This window comes from Pseudomonas sp. BNK-15 (assembly GCF_047456105.1).
GTDB classification, from domain to species: Bacteria; Pseudomonadota; Gammaproteobacteria; order Pseudomonadales; family Pseudomonadaceae; genus Aquipseudomonas; species Aquipseudomonas putida_E.
This window is the reverse complement of sequence record NZ_CP179898.1, coordinates 2,927,957-2,949,326: the sequence shown is the minus strand read 5'-3', so window position 1 is coordinate 2,949,326 and position 21,370 is coordinate 2,927,957. Positions and strand designations below refer to the sequence as shown.

At 60.0% G+C, this 21,370-nt stretch carries 19 protein-coding genes and 1 pseudogene; 8 read left to right on the top strand and 12 right to left on the bottom strand.

Translation table 11 applies throughout. The features are described 5' to 3' along the window. Window positions 1-10: 10 nt before the first annotated feature. Complete coding sequence (gene rplM / locus ACMGF5_RS13445; protein WP_008097538.1) at window positions 11-439, bottom strand: 50S ribosomal protein L13; 429 nt, start codon at window positions 437-439, stop codon at window positions 11-13. A gap of 257 nt (window positions 440-696) precedes the next feature. On the opposite strand from rplM, the gene ACMGF5_RS13440 reads away from it, so the two are divergent. The 3 genes and pseudogenes from ACMGF5_RS13440 to ACMGF5_RS13430 form a co-directional block, all read left to right on the top strand. Continuing rightward, window positions 697-1,737 (top strand): NADP(H)-dependent aldo-keto reductase, encoded by a 1,041-nt coding sequence (locus tag ACMGF5_RS13440; protein WP_119688319.1) that lies wholly within the window; start codon window positions 697-699, stop codon window positions 1,735-1,737. A gap of 219 nt (window positions 1,738-1,956) precedes the next feature. Next, window positions 1,957-2,877, top strand: coding sequence for a GlxA family transcriptional regulator (locus ACMGF5_RS13435; RefSeq protein ID WP_172655354.1), 921 nt, complete (start codon window positions 1,957-1,959; stop codon window positions 2,875-2,877). A gap of 309 nt (window positions 2,878-3,186) precedes the next feature. Then, window positions 3,187-3,357 (top strand): annotated as a pseudogene (locus tag ACMGF5_RS13430) (IS110 family transposase); the annotation flags it as partial. A gap of 377 nt (window positions 3,358-3,734) precedes the next feature. Here the strand turns inward: ACMGF5_RS13430 and zapE are convergent. The 3 genes from zapE to ACMGF5_RS13415 all read right to left on the bottom strand — a co-directional run bounded on the left by zapE (window position 3,735) and on the right by ACMGF5_RS13415 (window position 6,925). Continuing rightward, window positions 3,735-4,829, bottom strand: coding sequence for a cell division protein ZapE (gene zapE / locus ACMGF5_RS13425; protein WP_039603943.1), 1,095 nt, complete (start codon window positions 4,827-4,829; stop codon window positions 3,735-3,737). A gap of 85 nt (window positions 4,830-4,914) precedes the next feature. Beyond that, complete coding sequence (locus ACMGF5_RS13420) at window positions 4,915-6,264, bottom strand: tryptophan--tRNA ligase (RefSeq protein WP_115273634.1); 1,350 nt, start codon at window positions 6,262-6,264, stop codon at window positions 4,915-4,917. 25 nt (window positions 6,265-6,289) lie between these two features. Continuing rightward, window positions 6,290-6,925: an alpha/beta hydrolase gene (locus tag ACMGF5_RS13415; protein WP_115273633.1), complete on the bottom strand. Its 636-nt coding sequence runs from the start codon at window positions 6,923-6,925 to the stop codon at window positions 6,290-6,292. Window positions 6,926-7,061: 136 nt separating this feature from the next. Between ACMGF5_RS13415 and ACMGF5_RS13410 the strand changes: the two genes are divergently transcribed. Next, window positions 7,062-7,499: a YhcB family protein gene (locus ACMGF5_RS13410; RefSeq protein WP_012312843.1), complete on the top strand. Its 438-nt coding sequence runs from the start codon at window positions 7,062-7,064 to the stop codon at window positions 7,497-7,499. A gap of 185 nt (window positions 7,500-7,684) precedes the next feature. Here the strand turns inward: ACMGF5_RS13410 and ACMGF5_RS13405 are convergent, their stop codons facing one another. After that, window positions 7,685-8,878: a methionine gamma-lyase gene (locus tag ACMGF5_RS13405; RefSeq protein WP_204919839.1), complete on the bottom strand. Its 1,194-nt coding sequence runs from the start codon at window positions 8,876-8,878 to the stop codon at window positions 7,685-7,687. 127 nt (window positions 8,879-9,005) lie between these two features. Here ACMGF5_RS13405 and ACMGF5_RS13400 point away from each other — a divergent pair, with 127 nt between their 5' ends. From ACMGF5_RS13400 to ACMGF5_RS13390, 3 genes are all read left to right on the top strand, one after another. Further along, window positions 9,006-9,485 (top strand): Lrp/AsnC family transcriptional regulator, encoded by a 480-nt coding sequence (locus ACMGF5_RS13400; protein ID WP_039604488.1) that lies wholly within the window; start codon window positions 9,006-9,008, stop codon window positions 9,483-9,485. A gap of 113 nt (window positions 9,486-9,598) precedes the next feature. Further along, entirely contained in the window at window positions 9,599-11,971 is a 2,373-nt protein-coding gene (locus ACMGF5_RS13395) for an S-type pyocin domain-containing protein (protein ID WP_414156873.1), read from the top strand. Then, complete coding sequence (locus ACMGF5_RS13390; RefSeq protein ID WP_115273629.1) at window positions 11,961-12,218, top strand: bacteriocin immunity protein; 258 nt, start codon at window positions 11,961-11,963, stop codon at window positions 12,216-12,218. The genes ACMGF5_RS13395 and ACMGF5_RS13390 overlap by 11 nt, the downstream gene beginning before the upstream one ends. Before the next feature lie 103 nt (window positions 12,219-12,321). On the opposite strand, the gene ACMGF5_RS13385 is transcribed toward ACMGF5_RS13390, so the two are convergent. The 4 genes from ACMGF5_RS13385 to ACMGF5_RS13370 all read right to left on the bottom strand — a co-directional run bounded on the left by ACMGF5_RS13385 (window position 12,322) and on the right by ACMGF5_RS13370 (window position 16,873). Continuing rightward, the gene (locus tag ACMGF5_RS13385; RefSeq protein ID WP_115273628.1) at window positions 12,322-12,801 is read right to left on the bottom strand and encodes a hypothetical protein; all 480 of its coding nucleotides are present in this window, start codon (window positions 12,799-12,801) and stop codon (window positions 12,322-12,324) included. Window positions 12,802-13,123: 322 nt separating this feature from the next. Continuing rightward, the gene (gene cysN, locus ACMGF5_RS13380) at window positions 13,124-15,025 is read right to left on the bottom strand and encodes a sulfate adenylyltransferase subunit CysN (RefSeq protein ID WP_046784834.1); all 1,902 of its coding nucleotides are present in this window, start codon (window positions 15,023-15,025) and stop codon (window positions 13,124-13,126) included. 15 nt (window positions 15,026-15,040) lie between these two features. Beyond that, on the bottom strand, window positions 15,041-15,958 hold the full coding sequence (gene cysD / locus ACMGF5_RS13375; RefSeq protein WP_009684445.1) for a sulfate adenylyltransferase subunit CysD: 918 nt from the start codon (window positions 15,956-15,958) through the stop codon (window positions 15,041-15,043). A gap of 156 nt (window positions 15,959-16,114) precedes the next feature. Next, window positions 16,115-16,873: a Nif3-like dinuclear metal center hexameric protein gene (locus tag ACMGF5_RS13370; protein ID WP_115273627.1), complete on the bottom strand. Its 759-nt coding sequence runs from the start codon at window positions 16,871-16,873 to the stop codon at window positions 16,115-16,117. Between the two features lie 158 nt (window positions 16,874-17,031). On the opposite strand from ACMGF5_RS13370, the gene algW reads away from it, so the two are divergent. Then, on the top strand, window positions 17,032-18,192 hold the full coding sequence (gene algW, locus ACMGF5_RS13365; RefSeq protein WP_115273626.1) for a Do family serine endopeptidase AlgW: 1,161 nt from the start codon (window positions 17,032-17,034) through the stop codon (window positions 18,190-18,192). A gap of 103 nt (window positions 18,193-18,295) precedes the next feature. On the opposite strand, the gene ACMGF5_RS13360 is transcribed toward algW, so the two are convergent. From ACMGF5_RS13360 to ACMGF5_RS13350, 3 genes are read right to left on the bottom strand one after another with little or no spacing between them, the layout of a single operon-like run. Further along, window positions 18,296-19,060: an amino acid ABC transporter ATP-binding protein gene (locus tag ACMGF5_RS13360; RefSeq protein WP_012312835.1), complete on the bottom strand. Its 765-nt coding sequence runs from the start codon at window positions 19,058-19,060 to the stop codon at window positions 18,296-18,298. Between the two features lie 10 nt (window positions 19,061-19,070). Next, window positions 19,071-20,168: an amino acid ABC transporter permease gene (locus ACMGF5_RS13355; RefSeq protein ID WP_046784831.1), complete on the bottom strand. Its 1,098-nt coding sequence runs from the start codon at window positions 20,166-20,168 to the stop codon at window positions 19,071-19,073. A 10-nt stretch (window positions 20,169-20,178) separates the two neighbouring features. After that, a complete protein-coding gene (locus ACMGF5_RS13350) occupies window positions 20,179-21,357 on the bottom strand; it encodes an amino acid ABC transporter permease (RefSeq protein ID WP_119688313.1) in 1,179 nt (392 codons plus the stop codon). Window positions 21,358-21,370 lie beyond the last annotated feature (13 nt).

The following is a 21,370-nucleotide window of genomic DNA, read 5'->3' as shown; positions in this document are numbered from 1 at the left end:
AACTATCCCGTTAGATCTTCAGTTCTTGAGGCTGCTGAGCAGTGTGTGGGTGAGCAGCACCCGCGTACACTTTCAGCTTACGGTACATGTCGCGACCCAGCGGGTTCTTCGGCAGCATGCCTTTGACCGCGGTTTCGATAACACGCTCAGGGGCCTTGGCGATCAACTTCTCGAAGTTGATTTCCTTGATACCGCCCGGGAAGCCGGAGTGGGAGTAGTACATCTTGTCGGAAGACTTGGCGCCAGTTACACGGATTTGCTCGGCGTTGATGACGACGATGTAGTCGCCGGTGTCAACGTGAGGAGTGTATTCTGGTTTGTGCTTGCCACGCAGACGGCTAGCGATTTCGGTAGCCAGACGACCCAGGGTCTGGCCAGCGGCGTCGACTACGAACCACTCGCGCTTTACTGTTTCCGGTTTAGCAGTAAAAGTTTTCATTCTCTAAAGCCTCAGAGGCCGCCCAGCGAAAAATAGACGGCGAATCTTACTGGATAGTGCACAGCTTGCCAAGGGCAAGCGCGCAGCCGAACACAGACGCTTTTGGGGGCTCGGGTCGGGCACGCCAATGTTCGACGGGGTTCTTCCTGCGTGGTGGTGCATCACTTCCGCCACACGGAGAGGGGCCGAATTATCCAGATTGCGCGAAAAATTTCAACCTGCTTTTATGGGTGTCTTTGCCAAGGAGTGTTTTCCCGATGGAATACCGCAAGCTCGGCCGTACCGATCTCGATGTCAGCGCCCTGTGCCTGGGCACCATGACCTGGGGCGAGCAGAACGACGAGGCCGAGGCCTTCGCCCAGATCAAACTGGCCAAAACCAGCGGGGTCAATTTTATCGACACCGCCGAAATGTATCCGGTGCCGCCACGCCCCGAGACCTATGCCGCCACCGAGCGCATCATCGGCAACTGGTTCCGCCAGCACGGCGACCGTGATGACTGGATTCTCGCCAGCAAGGTCGCCGGCCCCGGCAACGGTATCAGCCACATCCGCGACGGCCAGCTCAAGCACAACCGCCAGCACATCGTGGCGGCGCTGGATGCGAGCCTTGAGCGCCTGCAAACCGACCGTATCGACCTGTATCAGCTGCACTGGCCGGAGCGCAGCACCAACTTCTTCGGCAAGCTGGGTTACCAGCACCTGCCGCATGACCTGTTCACCCCCCTGGAAGAAACCCTCGAGGTGCTCGACGAGCAGGTGCGGGCAGGCAAGATCCGCCACATTGGCCTTTCCAACGAAACGCCGTGGGGCACCATGAAGTTCCTGCACCTGGCCGAAACCCGCGGCTGGCCCCGGGCGGTGTCGATCCAGAACCCGTACAACCTGCTCAACCGCAGCTTCGAGGTGGGCCTGGCGGAAGTGGCCATCCGCGAGCAGTGTGGCCTGCTGGCCTACTCGCCGCTGGCCTTCGGCATGCTGTCGGGTAAATACGAGAACGGCGCCCGGCCGGAAAAAGGCCGCCTGACCCTGTTCAGCCGCTTCGCCCGCTACTCCAACCCGCAGACCGTGGCGGCCTGCAGCCGCTATGTGCAACTGGCCCAGGCACACGGGCTGGACCCGGCACAAATGGCCCTGGCATTCGTCACCCGCCAGCCCTTCGTGACCAGCAACATCATCGGTGCCACTGACCTGGTACAACTTCAGAGCAACCTCAAAAGCCTGGAGCTGAACCTGAGTGATGAGCTGCTGGCGGCGATCGAGGCCGTTCATCAGGAGCAGCCCAACCCGGCACCTTGAACAAAGCTGCAAGAAAAAGCAGAGCGGTGTCGCAGCCTCTGCTTTTTTCTTGCCGCTTGCAGCTTGAAGCTTGCAGCTCGACAAAAAACATAAGACGATCCAGCCGGTGATTGACCACTCTACCCTATAAGAACAATGACAATGATGTTTACCCAACCCTCCGCGTCATTGCGGCGCGTCAGCATCCTGGCCATTGACAAGGTGTTCGCTTCGACCTTGATGCAAGCCAAGGACTTTTTCCACCTCGCCAGCCTGCGCTACAGCAAACAGCTGGGCCTGGGCCTGCAGCCCATGTTCGAGATCTGCCTGGTGAGCCCCGACGGCCAGCCGGTGGACAGTTTCAGCAATGTGCAGCTGCCGGTCGATGGCGGCCTGGACGACGCCGATGTGATCATCCTCCCAGCCTTCTGGGAAGACTTCGACAACCTGCTGCAACGTTATCCGCAAGTGCTGCCTTGGTTGCGCGAGCAACATGCCCGCGGCGCCGTACTCTGCGCTGAAGCCAGCGGGGTATTCTGGCTGGCCGAGTCCGGCCTGCTCGACGGCAAGGAGGCGACCACCTACTGGCGCTTCTTCACCAGCTTCGCCGAGCGCTACCCGAAGATCCGGCTGAACCAGGACAAGCACCTGACCGACGCCGACAACCTTTACTGCGCCGGCGGCACCACCTCGGCCTGCGACCTGTACATCTACCTGATCGAACGCTTCTGCGGGGCCAACGTGGCCCGCGCCGTGGCCCGTGACATCCTCTACGAAGTGCAGCGCAACTACACCCCTGGGCGCATGGGTTTCGGTGGGCAGAAGCTGCACCAGGACCTGATCATCCTGCAGATTCAACACTGGCTCGAGGAGCACTTCGCCGACAAGTTCCGCTTCGAGGATGTGGCCCGCAACCATGGCATGAGCATCCGCAACTTCATGCGGCGCTTCCAGGGCGCGACCGGCGACAAGCCGCTGCACTACCTGCAGCGGCTACGGATAGAAACAGCCAAGGGGTTGCTGTCGAGCACACGCAAGAGCATCAAGACCATCAGCTATGAAGTCGGCTATGACGATGCGAGTTTCTTTGCGCGGCTGTTCCGCCAGCACACGGAGTTGTCGCCGAACCAGTATCGGCAGCAGTTTATGCAGGAAGCCTGAATTCAGCCCAAGCGACCGTCTGTAATCGATGGACTCGCCCCCGCCGAGGCATCACAGTGCCACGGTGGCGTTCTAAGAAGCCAACGGCAGCGAGGGCGAGTCCATGAAAAAGCATAGTTCGAAGCACGATTCCCTGTCTTCCACTGATGTGGAGCTTTGCACAACCATCTGCGTAGACCTGACCAAGCAGGTCTTCCAGCTAGCAGGCGAAGATGCTGCCGGCCGGGTGATCTACGAAGATCGCATCAAATCCCGCCAAGCCTTCCATGATTTCTTGCTCAAACTACCCGTGACGGTGACCGTCTTGATGATCAGCCAGACGATCGCCGCCTCTTGCGCTGGCTATCCCGCCTTGGGCGCAAGGAGGCGGCAATCAGACTGGCTAATCGGAATCTGCGGATAATCTGGGCTCTGCTGCAGAGTGGCCAGGTTTACCAACGCAAAGCGGAAAATCGGTCGGAGGCTGCTATGAGCCGCTGATCAACTGAGCAATGCCACCGGGCGCTGAGCGCTCCAACCCCTGCTAGTGAACATTGACCCTTGGTAAGACCGTCGCAGACAGATGCCCCCGCTCCTACAGGCCTGATGAGTGGCCTCAATGTAAACGGCACGCTGCGAGCTCACCACGATGTTGGCCAGAAGCAAAAAGCTTCCTTGAATAGGCCTGATACGTAGATGCAACCGGGTTCCTATGTTCAAAAAGCAGCTAAGTCCATACATAGGAGCGGCCTTGCTGGGGCGCCGGACCGGTCGGAAAGGGCTGCGCAGCGGCCCCGATGTTTTTTGTTGCGCCACAGAACCTGGGGCCGCTGCGCGCCCCTTTCGCGACGCAAGGCCGCTCCTACAGCGCAAGGACCTCAGGGCTTGTGCGCGCGGGCCAGGAATTCGTGCGACTGCATCTCCAGCAACCGGCTCAAGGTGCGCTGGAACTCGAAGCTCAGGCGCCCACCGGTGTACAAATCCTTCAGCTCTACCTCGGCCGAAATGATCAGCTTGACGTTGCGGTCGTAGAACTCGTCCACCATGTTGATGAAGCGCCGGGCGATGTCGTCGGTGGTGACGCCCATCTGCTCGACGTTGCTCAACAGCACGGCATGGAAAATCTTGCCCAGTTCAATGTAGTCGTTCTGGCTGCGCGGCCCGTCGCACAGGGCGCGGAAGTCGAACCAGGCGACATCGTCACAGGTACGCAGCGCATGGATCGGGCGGTTCTCGATCATCAGCACGTCATTGTCGACGGCCTGGGTGCACTCGGGTGTCAGCGCCTTGAAGCTCGCACGCATGCTCTGCTCGGCAGCCTCGTCGAGCGGGAAGTGGAACAGTTCGGCCTGCTCCAGGTGGCGCAGGCGGTAGTCGACCCCGCTGTCGACGTTCACCACGTCCGTATACTGCTTGATCATGGCGATGGCCGGCAGGAAGCGCGCACGCTGCAGGCCATCCTTGTACAGGCCGTCGGGGACGATGTTGGAGGTCGCCACCAGCGATACGCCGTTCTTGAACAGCTCTTCCATCAGGGTGCCGAGGATCATGGCATCGGTGATGTCGGAGACGAAGAATTCGTCGAAACAGATCACCTTGGCTTCATCGCTGAAGCGCTTGGCGATCAGGGTCAGCGGGTTCTTCTCGCCCTTGAGGGTTTTCATCTCCTCGTGAACGCGCTTCATGAAGCGGTGGAAGTGCGTACGCATCTTCTGCTTGAACGGCAGCGCTTCATAGAAGGTATCGACCAAGTAGGTCTTGCCCCGGCCTACCCCGCCCCAGAAATACAGGCCTTTGACCGGCGTCTGCTCCTTCTTGCCGAACAGCTTGCCGAACATGCCCGGCTTGTTGTTCTGCGCGTGCACCAGGTCGTCGTACAGGCGCTGCAAGTGACGCACCGCAGTTTCCTGCGCCGCATCATGGAAGAAGTCGGGACGTTTCAGATCTGCTTGATATCGTTCTAGGGGCGTCATGATTTCGTTAGCGAGGCAACAAAAAACGGGCCGTCACTGTAGCGACCGGCCCGCCTAATGGCAATCAGACTTGCGTCAAACTGTCTCAGTCCTGCTGCGGCGCCAGGGCCTCACGCAGGCTTTGAACGGCCATGTCAAGGGCCTGGGCACTGGCAAACTGCGGCCCGTCGGCAACCTGCTCGCCGTTCAGCCACAAGCTGAAGCCCAGGCCTTCGACACGCACATCGGCGTCGCCGCCCTGCTGCAACTGCTTGCTCACCGCGCCCGCGCTCTTGCCGTCGGCAAAGCTGCGAGACAACAGCAGTTGCTCGCCATCAGCGGCCAACAGGCGGAAGCGGAAGCTGCCGTCCTCGTCACGGAAGCTGACGAAGCGTGCGCTCTTGACGGCCTTCTTCTTCACCTCTGTAGTGGCCTGCACGCTGCTACGGAACGAGCGCAGGCCAACGGCCTCGCGCAGTTGCTCGAGGAACGGCGTGGCGGTCTTGCGGGCCTTGGCAGCGCCAGCCAGCAGGATGTCTTCCAGGTCCGACGGGCGGGAAATCAGTTGGTGATAGTGCTCACGCTTCTCGGCCAGTTGCCCGTCAAGCAGCTGGAACAGGCGCTGCTTGGCCTCGCCCCAGCCCAGGCCCTGCAGCAGTTCTTCGCGAAACTCGGCGCATTGCACCGGCGTCGAGAAGGCCTGGAACAGGGTGAACAGGTGCGCGTTGTCCGGGTCTTTCGCTTCGCCAGGTGCACGCGAGTCGGTGACGATGCGCGAAATGGCGTCTTTCATGTCCTTGGCGCTGGAGAAAAGCGGGATCGTGTTGTCATAGCTCTTGGACATCTTGCGCCCGTCCAGGCCAGGCAACGTCGCCACACTTTCTTCGATAACCGCCTCTGGCAAGGCGAAGAAATCCTTGCCTTGGCCGAACAGGTGGTTGAAGCGCTGGCCGATGTCACGGGCCATTTCCACGTGCTGGATCTGGTCGCGACCGACCGGCACCTTGTGCGCGTTGAACATCAGGATGTCCGCCGCCATCAGCACCGGGTAGCTGTAAAGGCCCATGGTCACGCCGGCGTCCGGGTCTTCGCCATTCTCGAGGTTCTTGTCCACCGAAGCCTTGTAGGCGTGCGCACGGTTGAGCAGGCCCTTGGCCGCAACGCAGGTGAGCAGCCAGGTCAGCTCGGGGATCTCGGGAATATCGGACTGACGATAGAAGGTCACCTTGTCCGGGTCGAGGCCGCCGGCCAGCCAGGTAGCAGCGATTTCCAGACGCGAGCGCTGAATGCGCAGCGGGTCATCGCACTTGATCAGGGCGTGGTAGTCGGCCAAAAAGTAGAACGAGTCGGCCCCCGGCTGCTGGCTGGCGACGATCGCCGGGCGAATGGCACCGGCGTAGTTGCCCAGGTGTGGGGTACCGGTGGTGGTGATACCAGTGAGAATGCGCGTGGTCATGGGTGTTCGCTTATTCAGGCTTGGCTCAATTCGAAAGGCGCGGCAGCAGCAGATCCTTCAGATCGGTCAGCTTGCCATGGAAGAAGTGTCCGCATTCTGCCACTTTCAGCAGCTCATGGGGGCGCGGCAGCGTGTCAGACCATTCGTAAACGAGCTGCGGTGCAACGACTTCGTCGGCATCTGGCTGCACCACGGTGATCGGGCAGCGCTGCGGCAAGGGGAACTCTGCAGTCAGGCGCATCACGGCCGGGGCAATCATGAACAGGTGCTGCAGCGTGACGTCAGCGCTCTCAAGGCGCCCGGCCAGGCTGGTGGCGACAAAGCCGCCGAACGAGAAGCCCATCAGCACCAGCGGCAGGTGCGGGTGTTTTTCGCGCAACCAGGCTGCGGCAGCTTGTGCATCGGCCACTTCACCAGCGCCCATGTCATGGCTGCCCGCGCTCTGGCCAACACCGCGGTAATTGAAACGCAATGTCACGTAGCCAGCGTCGCGTGCCGTGCGCTGCAGGGTCGAGACCACCTTGTTGAGCATGGTGCCACCCTGAACCGGATTGGGGTGGCAGATCAGCACCGCGCCACGGGCGTCGGCCACGTCCAGGTACAAGGCTTCCAGCTGGCCGACGGGGCCATCGATGAACAAGGGGGTTTCGCGGACAAGCAAGGCACTCACTCCGTGACCTCGAAGGGGGTCGATTCGTCTAGGGTAGGAATTCTGTTCTGATTTGCGATCGCTCGCGGTATACAGCGCAGGTCTGAGCCGTTAACGTAAAGCAAAGCCGTTTATAGAGGAAGGACTCGTGGAACTCTCGCTCCTTGTTTGGTTGTTGCCAACCCTGGCCCTGGTCATCGGTGTGGCGGTCGGTTTCATCGTGGCCCGCCTGCTGCCCAATGCTGCGCCGACCAACACCCAGCGCCAACTGGACGACATCCAGAAGCGCTTCGACAGCTACCAGAACGAAGTGGTCACCCACTTCAACAGCACCGCAATGCTGGTCAAGAAACTGACCCAGAGCTACCAGGATGTCCAGGATCACCTGGCCGAAGGCGCCAATAGCCTGGCCCTCGATGAAGTCACTCGCCAGCGCCTGCTGGCTGCACTGCACTCCGAGTCGGCCCAGGCACCACGTGACCGCCTGACGCCGCCGAAGGACACCGCCGAAGTACCGCGCGACTATGCGCCAAAAGCGCCGAACTCGCCGGGCATGCTTGACGAGAGCTACGGGCTCAAGCGTTGATCTGCTGAACACGTAAAAGGCCTCGTAAGAGGCCTTTTTTGTGGATGCCGTTTTCCTGCCCGTGCACGACCCAGTGTAGGAGCGGCCTCGCGCCGCGAACGGGCTGCAAAGCAGCCCCGGCAATCTTGCAGGATGGCTGAAATCCGGGGGCCGCTGCGCGCCCCTTTCGCGGCACAAGGCCGCTCCTACAGATGCCCCAGCGCCTGCTCGATGTCCGCCAGCAGGTCTTGCACATCCTCCAGCCCCACCGATAACCTCACCAGCCCCTCCGATATCCCGTGATGCGCCCTCTCCTGCGGTGTGTAGCTGGAATGGGTCATGCTCGCCGGGTGCTGCGCCAGCGACTCGGCATCCCCCAGGCTTACCGCACGGGCAAACAGTTGCAACGCATTCATGAAGCGCCGGCCAGCCTCGTTTCCCCCTTTGAGTTCGAAGGCGATCATCCCGCCAGGCAGACGCATCTGCCGCTGCGCCAGTTCATACTGCGCGAACGTGGGCAGCCCAGGGTAATGGATAACTTCGACCTGCGGCTGGCGCGCCAGAAACTCCGCCACCTGCTGGGCATTGGCGCAATGGCGGTCCATGCGCAAAGCCAGGGTCTTGATGCCCCGCATCAACAGCGAAGCATCGTGCGGCGACAACACTGCGCCGGTCATGTCCTTGAGCCCTTCCAGGCGAATCCTGTCGACCAGTGCCTTGCGCCCCACCACCAGGCCGGCGGTAATGTCGCCATGGCCACTGAGGTACTTGGTCGCCGAATGCACCACCAAGTCCGCCCCAAGCTCCAGCGGCCGCTGCAGATAAGGCGTGCAGTAGGTGTTATCGACCACCACAAACACATCACTGCCTTGCACTGCCTCGACGACGGCCGCTATATCCACCAATTGCATGTTGGGATTGGCCGGCGTTTCGAAGTAGATCATCCGCGTTTTGCCGTTAATCGCCGCTTTCAGTGCCTTGGCATCGTTAAGGTCGACATGGCGAATCTTGACCCCGAACTCGCCGATGCCATGGTGCAGGAACGCGAAGGTGCAGCCATACAAGGTGCGCCCGACGATCAACTCATCACCAGGCCGCAGCAGGGTCCAGATGGTCGAAGTGATGGCGCCCATCCCCGACGCCAGCGCCAATCCCGCCTCTGCGCCCTCCAGCGAGGCCATGCGCTGCTCAAGCAAGGCCAGGGTGGGGTTGGAGATGCGGCTGTAGAAGTGCCCCGCCTCCTCCCCGGCGAAGCAGGCAGCACCGTATTCGACGGTCGGGAAGGCATAGGTAGCGGTCTGGTACACCGGTGGCACCAGGGCACCACCGTGGGAAAGCGGATCGTAGCCATGGTGAATGGCCCGTGTGGAAAAACCGGTGTTGTTATGGGAGTCGCGCATCGCAACAGCCTCTTGTGGTTTGTTATAAGCTTATGCCACCGAGCTGCCCGATTTTTTCCAAAATAGCCCACGCATCTGCGTGCTTGCTGGAACAAAAACAACAATTAACGGACCAGGAGGGCAAAACATGCCTTCAAGCCTCGACCGCACCGACCGCGCCCTACTCGCCGCCTTACAGGACAACGCCCGCCTCACCGTCGCCGAACTCGCCGACCAGGTAGCCCTGACCACCTCGCCCTGCTGGCGACGGGTCAAGCTGCTGGAGGACAACGGCTACATCACCGGCTACCAGGCTATTCTTTCGCCCAAATCGCTAGGGTTTGGGGTAACTGCGTTCGTCAGCATCATGATGGACTCGCACACCAAGGAAATGGCGCTGGCGTTCGAACAGCGGCTGATGGAAATCCCCGAGATCGTCGCCTGCCACAACATCTCCGGGCGCTATGACTTCTTGCTGGAAATCCTCGCACGGGATCTGGAGTCGTTCGGCGAATTTACCCGCGAAGTGCTGCAGCGCTTGCCCGGGGTGAAGGAAATCTATTCGAGTTTTTCCTACAAGGCAGTTAAGGAAAAACGCGTGATCCCCGTGTCGGAAACGCATATCTGAATGAGATCTTTCAAGCCGGTAGGAAGGCTCCTACTGGTTGACAGGCCGTGCCTGACATACGGGAAAAACCGCCTGGAGCACGCTGACCATGTAGCGACCAGGAGGATGTCTACATGGCTCAAAAACAAACTGTCCATTCAGAAAACACGCACGTTCGCGCGCCGGTATACCTCGAAGCCACATGGATCAGCCCCAACGAACCTCACAGAACACCGTTCACATCTGTTGCTGGCGGTGGAGGCCCCGGCTATGGCGGATGGGGGCTCGATGCAGGGCGACTACGAGGTACCGGAGGGCCTAGCCGGTTTGCCCGTGAAAAAGGCTGGCGAACGGTTTTCGGCGAGGAGCACAAGGCCGTCAACAACGGCTACGCCTTGCAATACGCGCCGGCTATGCAACAGCTTCCCGCGCAAATCGAAGCAGAACGCGCAGCCATTCAACAACAAGCAAGCACTACGGCAACCAGCCCCACTCAGTTAATCGAGCTGAAGCAGCAACTGACAATGGCCAATTTGCAACATTGGCGCAGCGACTACCTGCAAATCGTGCCGGCAGCCGTTGGATTCTATGGCGCAATTCCCTTTTTTAAACGTTACGACTCATTTGCCTCCCGCCTTGGTGACGATGGGGCATTCGACTTCAGTACCACACCCGAGGAATGGGGCAGAAAGATCTGGGTAACCTTTGATGCCTCCGTAAATGCAGCCTATCGGCTCCACCTCTTAGCAGAAAAGTACCGTGCACTGGCGGCCGATCTTCCCGATCTGGCTCGGCAACTGGACAAGGCGGAACTGGAACAGCCCCATAAGGATCTGCCAAAGGCAATCGAGCGCAGGATCCGGCAGATACAATTGGAGCAGCAGATCTGTTTCGACTGTCTGCCTAACTTCGTACAGCATCAGGTGGTTCAGGCCACGTCCATTCAGGATACCGATACCCTGCCCCAGCGGCTGTCGGCATACTTGAATACCGCCAACGGTCTGATTGAGGCCAAGAAGGCGCAAGTACCGGCATTCAGCGAATCCAACCCGAACATCATCGGGCCACTGTCCAAGCCGCAAACCGAAGCCTTGCAACATTTGGTCGATGAGCAGGCCACACGTCGAGCCGGACAACTGTGGGCGGACTACCATCGCGCACTCGCGCTGACCGAATCCATTCGCTACCTGCAAGGGTTCAGCGCTGCGATGGGCAACCTGGCTCAGCGCGCCATTGAGGTGGAGCAACTTCAAGCCAGGCACGCGGCAGAACAGGCTGCGGCCCTGGAAGCTGCGCGACTGAAGGCCGAGACGCAACGATTGGCTGCCGAGGAAGCTGCACGAAAACAGGCAGAAGTCGAACGACTGGCAGCACACGCTGAACGTCAGCGCCAAGAAGCGGCACGCCAACGCATCAGCTACATCAGCGATGCCCGAACCGCATCCTCAGTACCCACCATCACTCCGATCGGCGCGGCAACGTTCGCACTAGCGGAAAGTGCGTCCACTGCAATGCTGGAGGCTATCAAAGCAGCAGTAGCTCGCATGGGGACGGTGGCCGTTGCGGCTGCTCCTCAGTTCATCGTCACCACTCTGGCAGCAGCTTGGCCATCAACACTCGGTAACGCTGATCGGCGCTACCTTGTCAGCACCCCACTCTCCAGCCTGTCACCGCCAGCCGGGCCTGACCTGACAGCACTGGCCATGTCATCTGCCAGCGTTGATGTGCCCTATTTGCTTGCTGGCAATGAAGATGATGATGAGGTGAGGCTGTACGTAGTACCCGGCGGCAAGCCTATTGGGGTAAGAGCGGCGACGTTCGACAGCGCGCGGCAGGTTTACAGCCTAGTGCTGGACAATCCGCAGCGAATCCTGACATGGACGCCCATCCGCGCGCCAGGCGGTGAGAACGGAAGCTCGACAAGCCTCCCTCCAGCGCCACCGGGTACTATCATCTACACCGGCAGCAGCCTGAGCCCTGTAAGTAACGAGACGGAAAGCTACCCAGCGCTGGATTTGCTGGATCAGGAACGCCTGATCATCACCTTCCCCATGGGCTCGGGATTACCGCCTATTCTGGTGGTGTTCAAAAGCCCGCGATATGAGGCTGGTACATCAACCGGAAATGGTGCACAGGTAACAGATACATGGCGTAAATCGGCCGCCAGCCTCGAAGGGGCTCCAATTCCTGCTCAGATTGCTGATCTTCTAAGAGGTAAAGAATATAGGACCTTTGACGCGTTCCGGCGGCAATTTTGGAAGGCGGTGGCTAATGACCCCGAGCTATCGAAGCAGTTTAGCCCTCAAGACATCCGTCGAATGAGAAAACATGGATACTCGCCCTGGGTCGATAAAGATGACAAGTATATGAGCAAACGCTCTCACGAAATCCACCACGTCGTGCCTATCAGCAAGCAAGGTGGCGTATATGATATGGACAACTTAATAATTTTGACGCCCAAAGCTCACAACCACATTCACTATGGAAAAGACGATCTTGAAAAATAAATTTGAAGATTATACAAAACAAGAGTTTCTTGCCTTCCTCCAAGTGATTGATACAGCTATCGAGGATGAGCCAGACAACGTACTGGTACCGTTGATTGAACATTTTGAGAAAATTACCGAGCACCCGTCTGGTAGTGATCTTTTTTTCAGACCGCAAGGCAGCAACCGGGGCGAGCCTGAACAAGTACTTGAAATAGTCGAAACGTGGCGCCTGGCCAATGGCAAAGAAGGTTTCAAAGCTAGCTAAATAGATTGAGGCCCTGATCACCCAGGGCCTCACCTATCAGTTGACCTAGGTGCCTGCTGAGCTGTAAGCCATGCCAAGCAAGGCTGCTGCTCCATCACTGAATCTAGCAATCAGCAACAGCTTTTGTGTTCATTGCCAGATAAACTGCTTGCTCAGGTGATAATTCCTGAGAGAATTCGGGATCGGCGAAATACACTTGGGGGTGAAAAACCAAATCTACTAGTCGCTCATTAGGCACATTCACTTCCAACATAAAAATCCAAAAATCAACCTCATGCTCAGCACCTTCACACTCCATGACCCTTCGCATCATCTCAACCAGTTCATCGGTAGTAATGTCAGCAACCGGCTTAATATACGGCCCATATAGGACTTTACGGACCCAAGTGTCATGATCCTGCCCTCCGTAGATGCCCTGAAAATCCAAGAAATCAAATGCAGTTGCAGCTAGCTGGTTAAACTCGATAACGAGGTGTTGCGTCAAGTCTCGTTTTCCACAATCTATTTCTTCAGAAAGACCAGTAAGCTTCGAGACTAATTGTTCATCAAGCTTAGGCGGCATCAACACACTGCGCAAAACCATACTTCCCCCCCAACTGAATTCACCCAGACACCATACTCAATCAAAACGGGTTGCAGCTTACCTCATGAAGACCATTGAAACTTGTAGGAAGCGTCTGAATTTAGCATGCCGATTTTAAAAACATGAAAACCAACAGCGCTTTTCACATAGCGAAGAAACTTGCATGTGGGAATTGGCCATTCATTCGAGCTCGCATAGAACCTCTTTAGGTCTGCTGCGCATCCCATCGCGACACAAGGCCGCTCCTAAAAGGGAACTTGCAAGCCTGTGGAGCGAGAAACAAAAACCCCGCCGAAGCGGGGTTTTCCTTGCAGGCTAGCGCTTAGATCGCGCCGCGCTGACGCAGCACGTCCAGCACCTGTTTCACACCTTCGTCCACGCTAGTGGCCTGGGTGTCGATCACAAGGTCAGCATCCAGCGGCACATCGAACGGGAAGCTTTCACCCGGGATGTTGTCACCACCAGCCGCGTACAGGCCTTGCGGGTCGCGCTCACGGCAGGCCAATGGCGAGGCCTGGACGTAAACGGTCACCAGGCGCTCTTTGCCGATCAGCGCCTTGGCCTGTTCGCGGCCTTCGGCATCCGGGGCCACGAACGCGGCCAGGGTCAGCAGGCCGGCTTCGTTGAACTGGCGCGCCACATGAGCGGCGCGGCGCCAGTTCTCGGTGCGGCCAGCGCGGTCCTGCGGCAGGCCCTTGTTCAGGTCATGGCGCAGGTTCTGGCCGTCGAGCACGTAAACTGCACGGCCCATGTCGAACAGCTTGCGCTCGACCGCGTAGGCCAAGGTGCTCTTGCCAGCGCCGGACAGGCCGCTGAACAGCACGGTGGCTGGCTGCTGGCCGAAGCGCAGGGCGCGCTCTTCGGTAGACACGTGGGCCTGCTTGCCATGCTGGCCGGTGCTGCCGTGCGGCAGAACAGGCGGAGCGATGATCATGCCGGCGCCGACGGTGCCGTTGGTCAGGCGGTCGATGACGATGAACGCACCGGTGGTGCGGTTGCTGTCGTAGCCGTCCAGGGCGATGGCGCTGTCCAGCGACACCTTGACGCGACCGATCTCGTTCAGCTGCAGCGCGCTGGCTGCATCTTTTTCGAGGGTGTTCACATCGACCTTGTGGGTGATGCTGGCAATCGAGCCTGGCACGTAGCTGGTGGCGCGCTTGATGTCGTACTTCTTGCCCGGCAGCATCGGTTCTTCGGCCATCCACACCAGCATTGCGTCGAACTGGTCGGTCACCGGCGGGACGTTGTCGGCATGCACCAGCAGGTCGCCACGGGAGATGTCGATCTCGTCTTCCATGGTCAGGGTCACGGCCTGGCCTGGCCCGGCGTTCTCCAGTTCACCTTCGTAGGTGACGATGGACTTGACCCGGCTGCTCTTGCCCGAGGGCAGTACGACGATTTCGTCACCTTTGTGCACAACGCCGCTGGCAAGGGTACCGGCGAAGCCGCGGAAGTTCAGGTTCGGGCGGTTGACGTACTGCACCGGGAAACGCAGGTCGGTGAAGTTGCGGTCGGCCGCGACCTCGACGGTTTCGAGGATTTCCATCAGCGCAGGGCCGGTGTACCACGGCGAACGCTCGCTGCGGTTGACCACGTTGTCACCCTTGAGCGCAGACATCGGCACGAAGTGCAGGCTGCTCGGGGTCAGGTTGATGGCATCGGCGAACTTCAGGTAGTCGGCCTTGATTTCCTCGAAGACGCCTTCATCGAAGCCTTTGAGGTCCATCTTGTTGACCGCGACGACGATGTGCTTGATGCCCAGCAACGAAGCGATGTAGCTGTGGCGGCGGGTCTGGGTCTGCACGCCGTAGCGGGCATCGACCAGAATGATCGCCAGGTCACAGGTGGACGCGCCGGTGGCCATGTTACGGGTGTACTGCTCGTGGCCCGGGGTATCGGCAATGATGAACTTGCGCTTGGCGGTGGAGAAGTAGCGGTAGGCGACATCGATGGTGATGCCCTGCTCACGCTCGGCCTGCAGGCCATCGACCAGCAGCGCCAGGTCGACTTCCTCACCGGTGGTGCCGGACTTCTTCGAATCACGGGTGATGGCCTCGAGGTGGTCCTCGTAGATCATCTTGGAGTCGTGCAGCAGGCGCCCGATCAGGGTGCTCTTGCCGTCGTCGACGTTGCCGCAGGTCAGGAAACGCAGCAGTTCCTTGCGCTCGTGCTGGGCCAGGTAGGCGAGGATGTCCTCGCTGATCAGATCAGATTGGTGCGACATGGAGTAACCCTGAAATTAGAAGTAGCCTTGGCGTTTCTTGTCTTCCATGGAACCGGCGCCATCGTGGTCGATGACACGGCCCTGGCGTTCGGACGTTCGGGTCAGGAGCATTTCCTGAATGATGTCCGTCAGGGTCTCGGCTTCCGACTCGACAGCACCCGTCAACGGGTAGCAGCCCAGGGTACGGAAACGCACCTTCTTCTTGACGATGCGCGCTTTCTCTTCCTCGGAGAGGTGCTCGAGGATGCGCTCGTCGTCGATCATGATCAGGGTGCCGTTCTTCTCGATGACTTCACGCTCGGCGGCGAAGTACAACGGCACGATCGGGATGCCTTCAAGGTAGATGTACTGCCAGATGTCCAGCTCGGTCCAGTTCGACAGGGGGAACACGCGGATCGACTCGCCCTTGTTGACCTTGCCGTTGTAGACGTTCCACAGTTCCGGGCGCTGGTTCTTCGGGTCCCAGCGGTGCTTGCTGTCACGGAACGAGTAGACACGCTCTTTGGCACGTGACTTCTCTTCATCGCGGCGGGCACCACCGAAAGCGGCGTCGAAACCATGCTTGTCCAGTGCCTGCTTGAGGCCCTGGGTTTTCATGATGTCGGTGTGCTTGGAGCTGCCATGGGTGAACGGGTTGATGCCCTGCGCCACACCTTCGGGGTTGACGTGGGTGATCAGCTCCAGGCCCATTTCCTCGACCATCTTGTCGCGGAAGCGGTACATCTCCTGGAATTTCCACTGGGTGTCGACGTGCATCACCGGGAACGGCAGCTTGCCTGGGAAGAAGGCTTTGCGCGCCAGGTGCAGCATCACGGCGGAATCCTTGCCGATCGAGTACAGCATCACCGGGTTGTCGAACTCGGCGGCCACCTCGCGGATGATGTGGATGCTTTCCGCCTCCAGCTGTTTCAAGTGCGTCAGTTTGTCGACCATGGCTACTCACGTAAAACGATCTTATGGACGGCCTTCGGGCCGTGTTCGAGCGAGCCACTTTATCACAGCGGCTGATTCTATTTAGGCGCCGGACTAGATCGAAAAGGTCTAACGATATGACTGGGGGTTTGGCTATCAAAGGGCCGCTCTGCGGCCTCAGATAGGGTTCGGGCAGTCGATGAACAGGTGCTCCAGAGCAAAGCGCCGCGCCAGGTAGTCGCCCAGCGCCTGCACACCATAGCGCTCGGTGGCATGATGCCCGGCGGCAATGAAGCTCACGCCATTCTCGCGGGCACTGTGGTAGGTCTGTTCGGACGCTTCACCACTGATGAACAAGTCCACGCCGGCAGCAATCGCCGTATCGATATAGCCCTGCCCACCGCCCGTACACCAGCCGACGCGACGGATCACCTGGTCACCTTCGACCAGCAGGGGTTCACGCCCCATCACCTCCTGCACACGGCGGGCGAAATCGCGCGCCGTCACAGGCTCGGCCAACGAGCCGACCAGCCCGACCACCTTGGGGTTGTTCGGGTCCAGCGGCCCTTCGACGGTGATGTCCAGCTGGCGGGCCAGTTGCACGTTGTTGCCGACCTCAGGGTGCACATCCAGCGGCAAGTGGAAGGCCAGCAGGCTGATGTCGTGCTTGAGCAGGGTTTTCAAGCGCCGCTGCTTGATCCCGGTAATGCACGGGTTCTCGCCCTTCCAGAAATAACCGTGGTGTACCAGCACCAGGTCGGCCTGTGCCTCGACCGCCGCATCCAGCAATGCCTGGCTGGCGGTGACGCCGCTGACGATGCGGCTGACCTGCGGGCGGCCTTCGACCTGCAGGCCGTTGGGGCAGTAATCCTGGATTTTCGCGCTACCCAGGTAACGCTCGGCTTCTTCAACCAGGGTGTCAAGGGCGACGGCCATGGAAAATCTCCTCGAAATCTGCACGTTCAACGGGAACAACGCCCGTATAATGGCCGCCATTATGGGCCGTCGCCGGCGTTGGGGAAACCGGTGTATGATCGCGCGCGTTCGCGCCCCGCCGCGCCACCATGGCCCTCGCCCACTCCCAGGATTCGTTCATGTTCAAGGCTTTGCGTTATTTTGGCTGGCCCCTGCTTACCGGCATACTGATCGCCATGCTGATCATCCAGCGCTTCCCGCAGTGGGTCGGCCTGCCCAGCCAGGATGTAAACCTGCAACAAGCGCCACAGACCACGCAGATCATGCAAGGCCCGGTGTCCTATGCCGACGCCGTCACGCTCGCCGCCCCTGCCGTGGTCAACCTGTACACCACCAAGGTGGTGAACAAGAGCGCCCACCCGCTGTTCGAAGACCCGCAGTTCCGCCGCTTCTTCGGCGACAACCTGCCCAAGCAACGGCGCTGGGAGTCGAGCCTGGGCTCGGCGGTGATCATGAGCCCCGAGGGCTATCTGCTGACCAACAACCACGTCACCAGCGGCGCCGACCAGATCGTCGTGGCGCTCAAAGACGGCCGCGAAACCCTGGCACGGGTGATCGGCAGCGACCCCGAAACCGATCTGGCGGTATTGAAGATCGACCTCAAGAACCTGCCGGCCATCACCATCGGCCGCTCCGACACCATCCACATCGGTGACGTCACCCTGGCCATCGGCAACCCCTTCGGCGTCGGCCAGACCGTTACCATGGGCATCATCAGCGCCACTGGCCGCAACCAGCTGGGCCTGAACAACTACGAAGACTTCATCCAGACCGACGCCGCAATCAACCCGGGCAACTCCGGCGGCGCGCTGGTCGATGCCAACGGCAACCTGGTCGGCATCAATACGGCGATCTTCTCCAAATCGGGCGGCTCGCAGGGCATCGGCTTCGCCATACCGGTCAAACTGGCGCTGGAAGTGATGAAGTCGATCGTCGAGCATGGCCAGGTGATTCGTGGCTGGCTGGGTATCGAAGTTCAGCCGCTGAGCCAGGAACTGGCCGAATCGTTCGGCATGCAAGGGCGCCCAGGCATCGTTGTAGCGGGCATTTTCCGCGATGGCCCGGCGCAGAAGGCCGGGTTGCAACTGGGTGACGTGATCCTGAGCATCAATGGCGAGCCGGCCGGTGACGGGCGCAAGTCGATGAACCAGGTGGCGCGGATCAAGCCCAACGAGAAGATCACCATCGAGGTGATGCGCAACGGGCAGCAGTTGAAGCTGATCGCCGAAGTGGGGCTACGGCCGCCGCCTGCGCCGGCTGCGGCTCAGGAAGAGAAGTAAGGCTTCAAGATCCGGGGCTGCTTTGCAGCCCTTTCGCGACACAAGGCCGCTCCTGCAGGCAAAACGCGTGACCCTGCAGGAGCGGCCTTGTGCCCCTACAGCATCAGTGCAGGATCTGGCTTAGGAACAGCTTTGTCCGGTCACTGCGTGGCCGGTCGAAGAAGTCATCCGGCGCAGCCTGCTCCACGATCTCCCCCTTATCCATGAAGATCACCCGGTTCGCCACGGTTCGGGCAAAGCCCATTTCGTGGGTCACGCAGAGCATGGTCATGCCGTCCTCGGCCAGGCCAACCATGGTGTCGAGCACTTCCTTGACCATTTCCGGGTCGAGCGCCGATGTCGGCTCGTCGAACAGCATGATTTTCGGCTTCATGCACAGCGCCCGGGCAATCGCCACGCGCTGCTGCTGGCCACCGGACAACTGCCCAGGGTACTTGTGCGCCTGCTCCGGGATACGTACCCGCTCCAGATAGTGCATGGCGATTTCCTCGGCCTTGCGCCGCGGCATCTTGCGTACCCACATGGGCGCCAGGGTGCAGTTTTCAAGGATGGTCAGGTGCGGGAACAGGTTGAAGTGCTGGAACACCATACCCACCTCACGACGGATCGCCTCGATCTGCTTGAGATCGTTGGTCAACTCCACACCATCGACCACGATGCGCCCCTGCTGGTGTTCTTCCAGGCGGTTGAGGCAGCGGATGGTGGTGGACTTGCCCGAACCGGAAGGCCCGCACAGCACGATACGCTCACCCTGGCGCACGTTCAGGTTGATGTCCTTCAGTACATGGAACTGGCCGTACCACTTGTTGACGCCCTGCATCTGGATGATGCCTTCGGGGCCGGCAGGCTGCTTGATCGCTTCACTCATTTCGAAACTCCTAACGCTTGTGGCCAGTGTCCAGCTTGCGCTCCAGGTGCATGGAGTAGCGGGACATACCGAAACAGAAGATCCAGAACACCAGGGCTGCGAACACATAGCCCTCGGTGGCCATGCCCAGCCAGGCCGGGTCGGCGGCAGCCTGCTTGACGCTGTTGAGCAGGTCGAACAGGCCGATGATGATGACCAGGCTGGTGTCCTTGAACAGGGCGATGAAGGTATTGACGATGCCAGGGATCACCAGCTTCAAGGCCTGCGGCAGGATCACCAGGCCCATCGAGCGCCAGTAGCCCAGGCCCATCGCCGCAGCGGCTTCATATTGCCCCTTGGGGATGGCCTGCAGGCCGCCGCGCACCACCTCGGCGATGTACGCCGACTGGAACAGGATCACGCCGATCATGGCCCGCAGCAGCTTGTCGAAGCTCATGCCTTCGGGCAGGAACAACGGCAGCATCACCGACGACATGAACAGCACGGTGATCAACGGCACGCCACGCCAGAACTCGATGAAGGTCACGCAGACCACCTTCACCGCAGGCATGTTTGAACGCCGCCCCAGGGCCAGCAAGATGCCCAGCGGCAAGGCGCCGACGATACCCACCGTGGCGATCACCAAGGTCAGCATCAGCCCGCCCCACTGGCTGGTCGGCACGCTTTCCAGGCCCAGGTAGCCGCCATGCAGCAGCGTGTAGGCCAGGAACGGGTACACCACCAGAAAGCCCAGGCCGTAAACGGCCTTGCGCGGGAAGCGCTTGATGAACAGCGGCGCAGCGCCAAGCACGGCAAGCCATACGGTCAGGTCCACGCGCCAGCGCAACTCAGCCGGGTAATAGCCGTACATGAACTGGCCAAAGCGCTGCTGGATGAACACCCAGCAGGCACCCTCCTTGGTGCAGTCGGCGCGCGTGGTGCCGACCCAGTTGGCGTCGATCAACGCCCACTGCAGCAGCGGCGGCACGATCAGCCATACCAGGTACACGGCGAACAGGGTCAACAGGGTGTTGAGCCAGCTGGAGAACAGGTTTGCCCGCATCCATGCGAGCACGCCGACGGTCTTGACCGGTGGCGGCATGTCAGGTTTGAAAACATGAGCATTCACGGGCGTATCCTCACCGCTCGATCAGCGCAATGCGCTTGTTGTACCAGTTCATCAGCAGCGAAATGCTGATGCTGATGGCGAGATAGACACTCATGGTGATGGCGATCACCTCGATGGCCTGGCCGGTCTGATTGAGTACGGTACCGGCGAACAGCGAGACCATCTCCGGGTAGCCGATACCGGCCGCCAGCGACGAGTTCTTCGCCAGGTTCAGGTACTGGCTGGTCAGTGGCGGAATGATCACCCGCAGTGCCTGGGGGATGATCACCTTGCGCAGCGTCGGGCCTTCGCGCAGCCCGAGCGAACGGGCGGCTTCGGTCTGGCCATGGCTGACCGAACGGATGCCCGAACGCACGATTTCGGCGATGAACGCGGCGGTGTAGATGGTCAGCGCCAAGGTCAGCGCCAGCAGTTCCGGGATCAGTACCCAGCCGCCAACGAAGTTGAAACCTTTGAGCTGCGGGACTTCCCACTGCACAGGGCTGCCGAACAGCAATGCACAGAGGCCTGGAATCACCACCAACAGGGCAAGCCCTGCCCAGAACTTATGGAACGGCTCGCCGGTTTCGTTGAAGCGCTTGTTGGCGTAACGCACCATCGCCATGATGGCTACGATCGCCAGGGCTACGGCAGCGACGAACGGCCAGAAGCCGTCGGCCATCAGGGCGCCGGGCATGTTCAGGCCACGATTGCTGATGAAGAAGGCATCGTCGAAGCTGATGCTGCCCCGTGGCCCCGGCAGGGTCAGGAACACGGCGAAATACCAGAAGAGGATCTGCAGCAGCGGCGGGATGTTGCGGAACGTCTCGACATACACGGTCGCCAGCTTGTTGATCATCCAGTTCGGTGACAGGCGAGCCACACCGATGATGAACCCCAGGATCGTTGCCAGGATAACGCCGATGAAGGTGACCAGCAGGGTATTGAGCAAGCCGATCACGAACACCCGCGCATAGCTGTCGGACTCCACATAGGGAATCAGATGCTGGGCGATGCCGAAGCCGGCACTGCGGTCGAGGAAGTCGAAGCCGGACGTAATGCCCCGGTGTTGCAGGTTGGTTTGAGTATTGTGGAACAGGTACCAGCCCAGACCCACCACGAAGATGATCGTGAGAATCTGGAACAACCACGCGCGCACACGTGGATCGCTCAGGGTCAGCCCCTTTTGTGCGCCGATTCGATTTTGCATGAAGTGCCCCGGA

Bases quoted from the DNA above. Each gene is read 5' to 3' on its own strand.
- rplM (WP_008097538.1), bottom strand. From the start codon at position 439: ATGAAAACTTTTACTGCTAAACCGGAAACAGTAAAGCGCGAGTGGTTC.
- ACMGF5_RS13440 (WP_119688319.1), top strand. From the start codon at position 697: ATGGAATACCGCAAGCTCGGCCGTACCGATCTCGATGTCAGCGCCCTG.
- ACMGF5_RS13435 (WP_172655354.1), top strand. From the start codon at position 1,957: ATGCAAGCCAAGGACTTTTTCCACCTCGCCAGCCTGCGCTACAGCAAA.
- zapE (WP_039603943.1), bottom strand. From the start codon at position 4,829: ATGACGCCCCTAGAACGATATCAAGCAGATCTGAAACGTCCCGACTTC.
- ACMGF5_RS13420 (WP_115273634.1), bottom strand. From the start codon at position 6,264: ATGACCACGCGCATTCTCACTGGTATCACCACCACCGGTACCCCACAC.
- ACMGF5_RS13405 (WP_204919839.1), bottom strand. From the start codon at position 8,878: ATGCGCGACTCCCATAACAACACCGGTTTTTCCACACGGGCCATTCAC.
- ACMGF5_RS13400 (WP_039604488.1), top strand. From the start codon at position 9,006: ATGCCTTCAAGCCTCGACCGCACCGACCGCGCCCTACTCGCCGCCTTA.
- ACMGF5_RS13395 (WP_414156873.1), top strand. From the start codon at position 9,599: ATGGCTCAAAAACAAACTGTCCATTCAGAAAACACGCACGTTCGCGCG.
- ACMGF5_RS13385 (WP_115273628.1), bottom strand. From the start codon at position 12,801: ATGGTTTTGCGCAGTGTGTTGATGCCGCCTAAGCTTGATGAACAATTA.
- cysN (WP_046784834.1), bottom strand. From the start codon at position 15,025: ATGTCGCACCAATCTGATCTGATCAGCGAGGACATCCTCGCCTACCTG.
- cysD (WP_009684445.1), bottom strand. From the start codon at position 15,958: ATGGTCGACAAACTGACGCACTTGAAACAGCTGGAGGCGGAAAGCATC.
- ACMGF5_RS13370 (WP_115273627.1), bottom strand. From the start codon at position 16,873: ATGGCCGTCGCCCTTGACACCCTGGTTGAAGAAGCCGAGCGTTACCTG.
- algW (WP_115273626.1), top strand. From the start codon at position 17,032: ATGTTCAAGGCTTTGCGTTATTTTGGCTGGCCCCTGCTTACCGGCATA.
- ACMGF5_RS13360 (WP_012312835.1), bottom strand. From the start codon at position 19,060: ATGAGTGAAGCGATCAAGCAGCCTGCCGGCCCCGAAGGCATCATCCAG.
- ACMGF5_RS13350 (WP_119688313.1), bottom strand. From the start codon at position 21,357: ATGCAAAATCGAATCGGCGCACAAAAGGGGCTGACCCTGAGCGATCCA.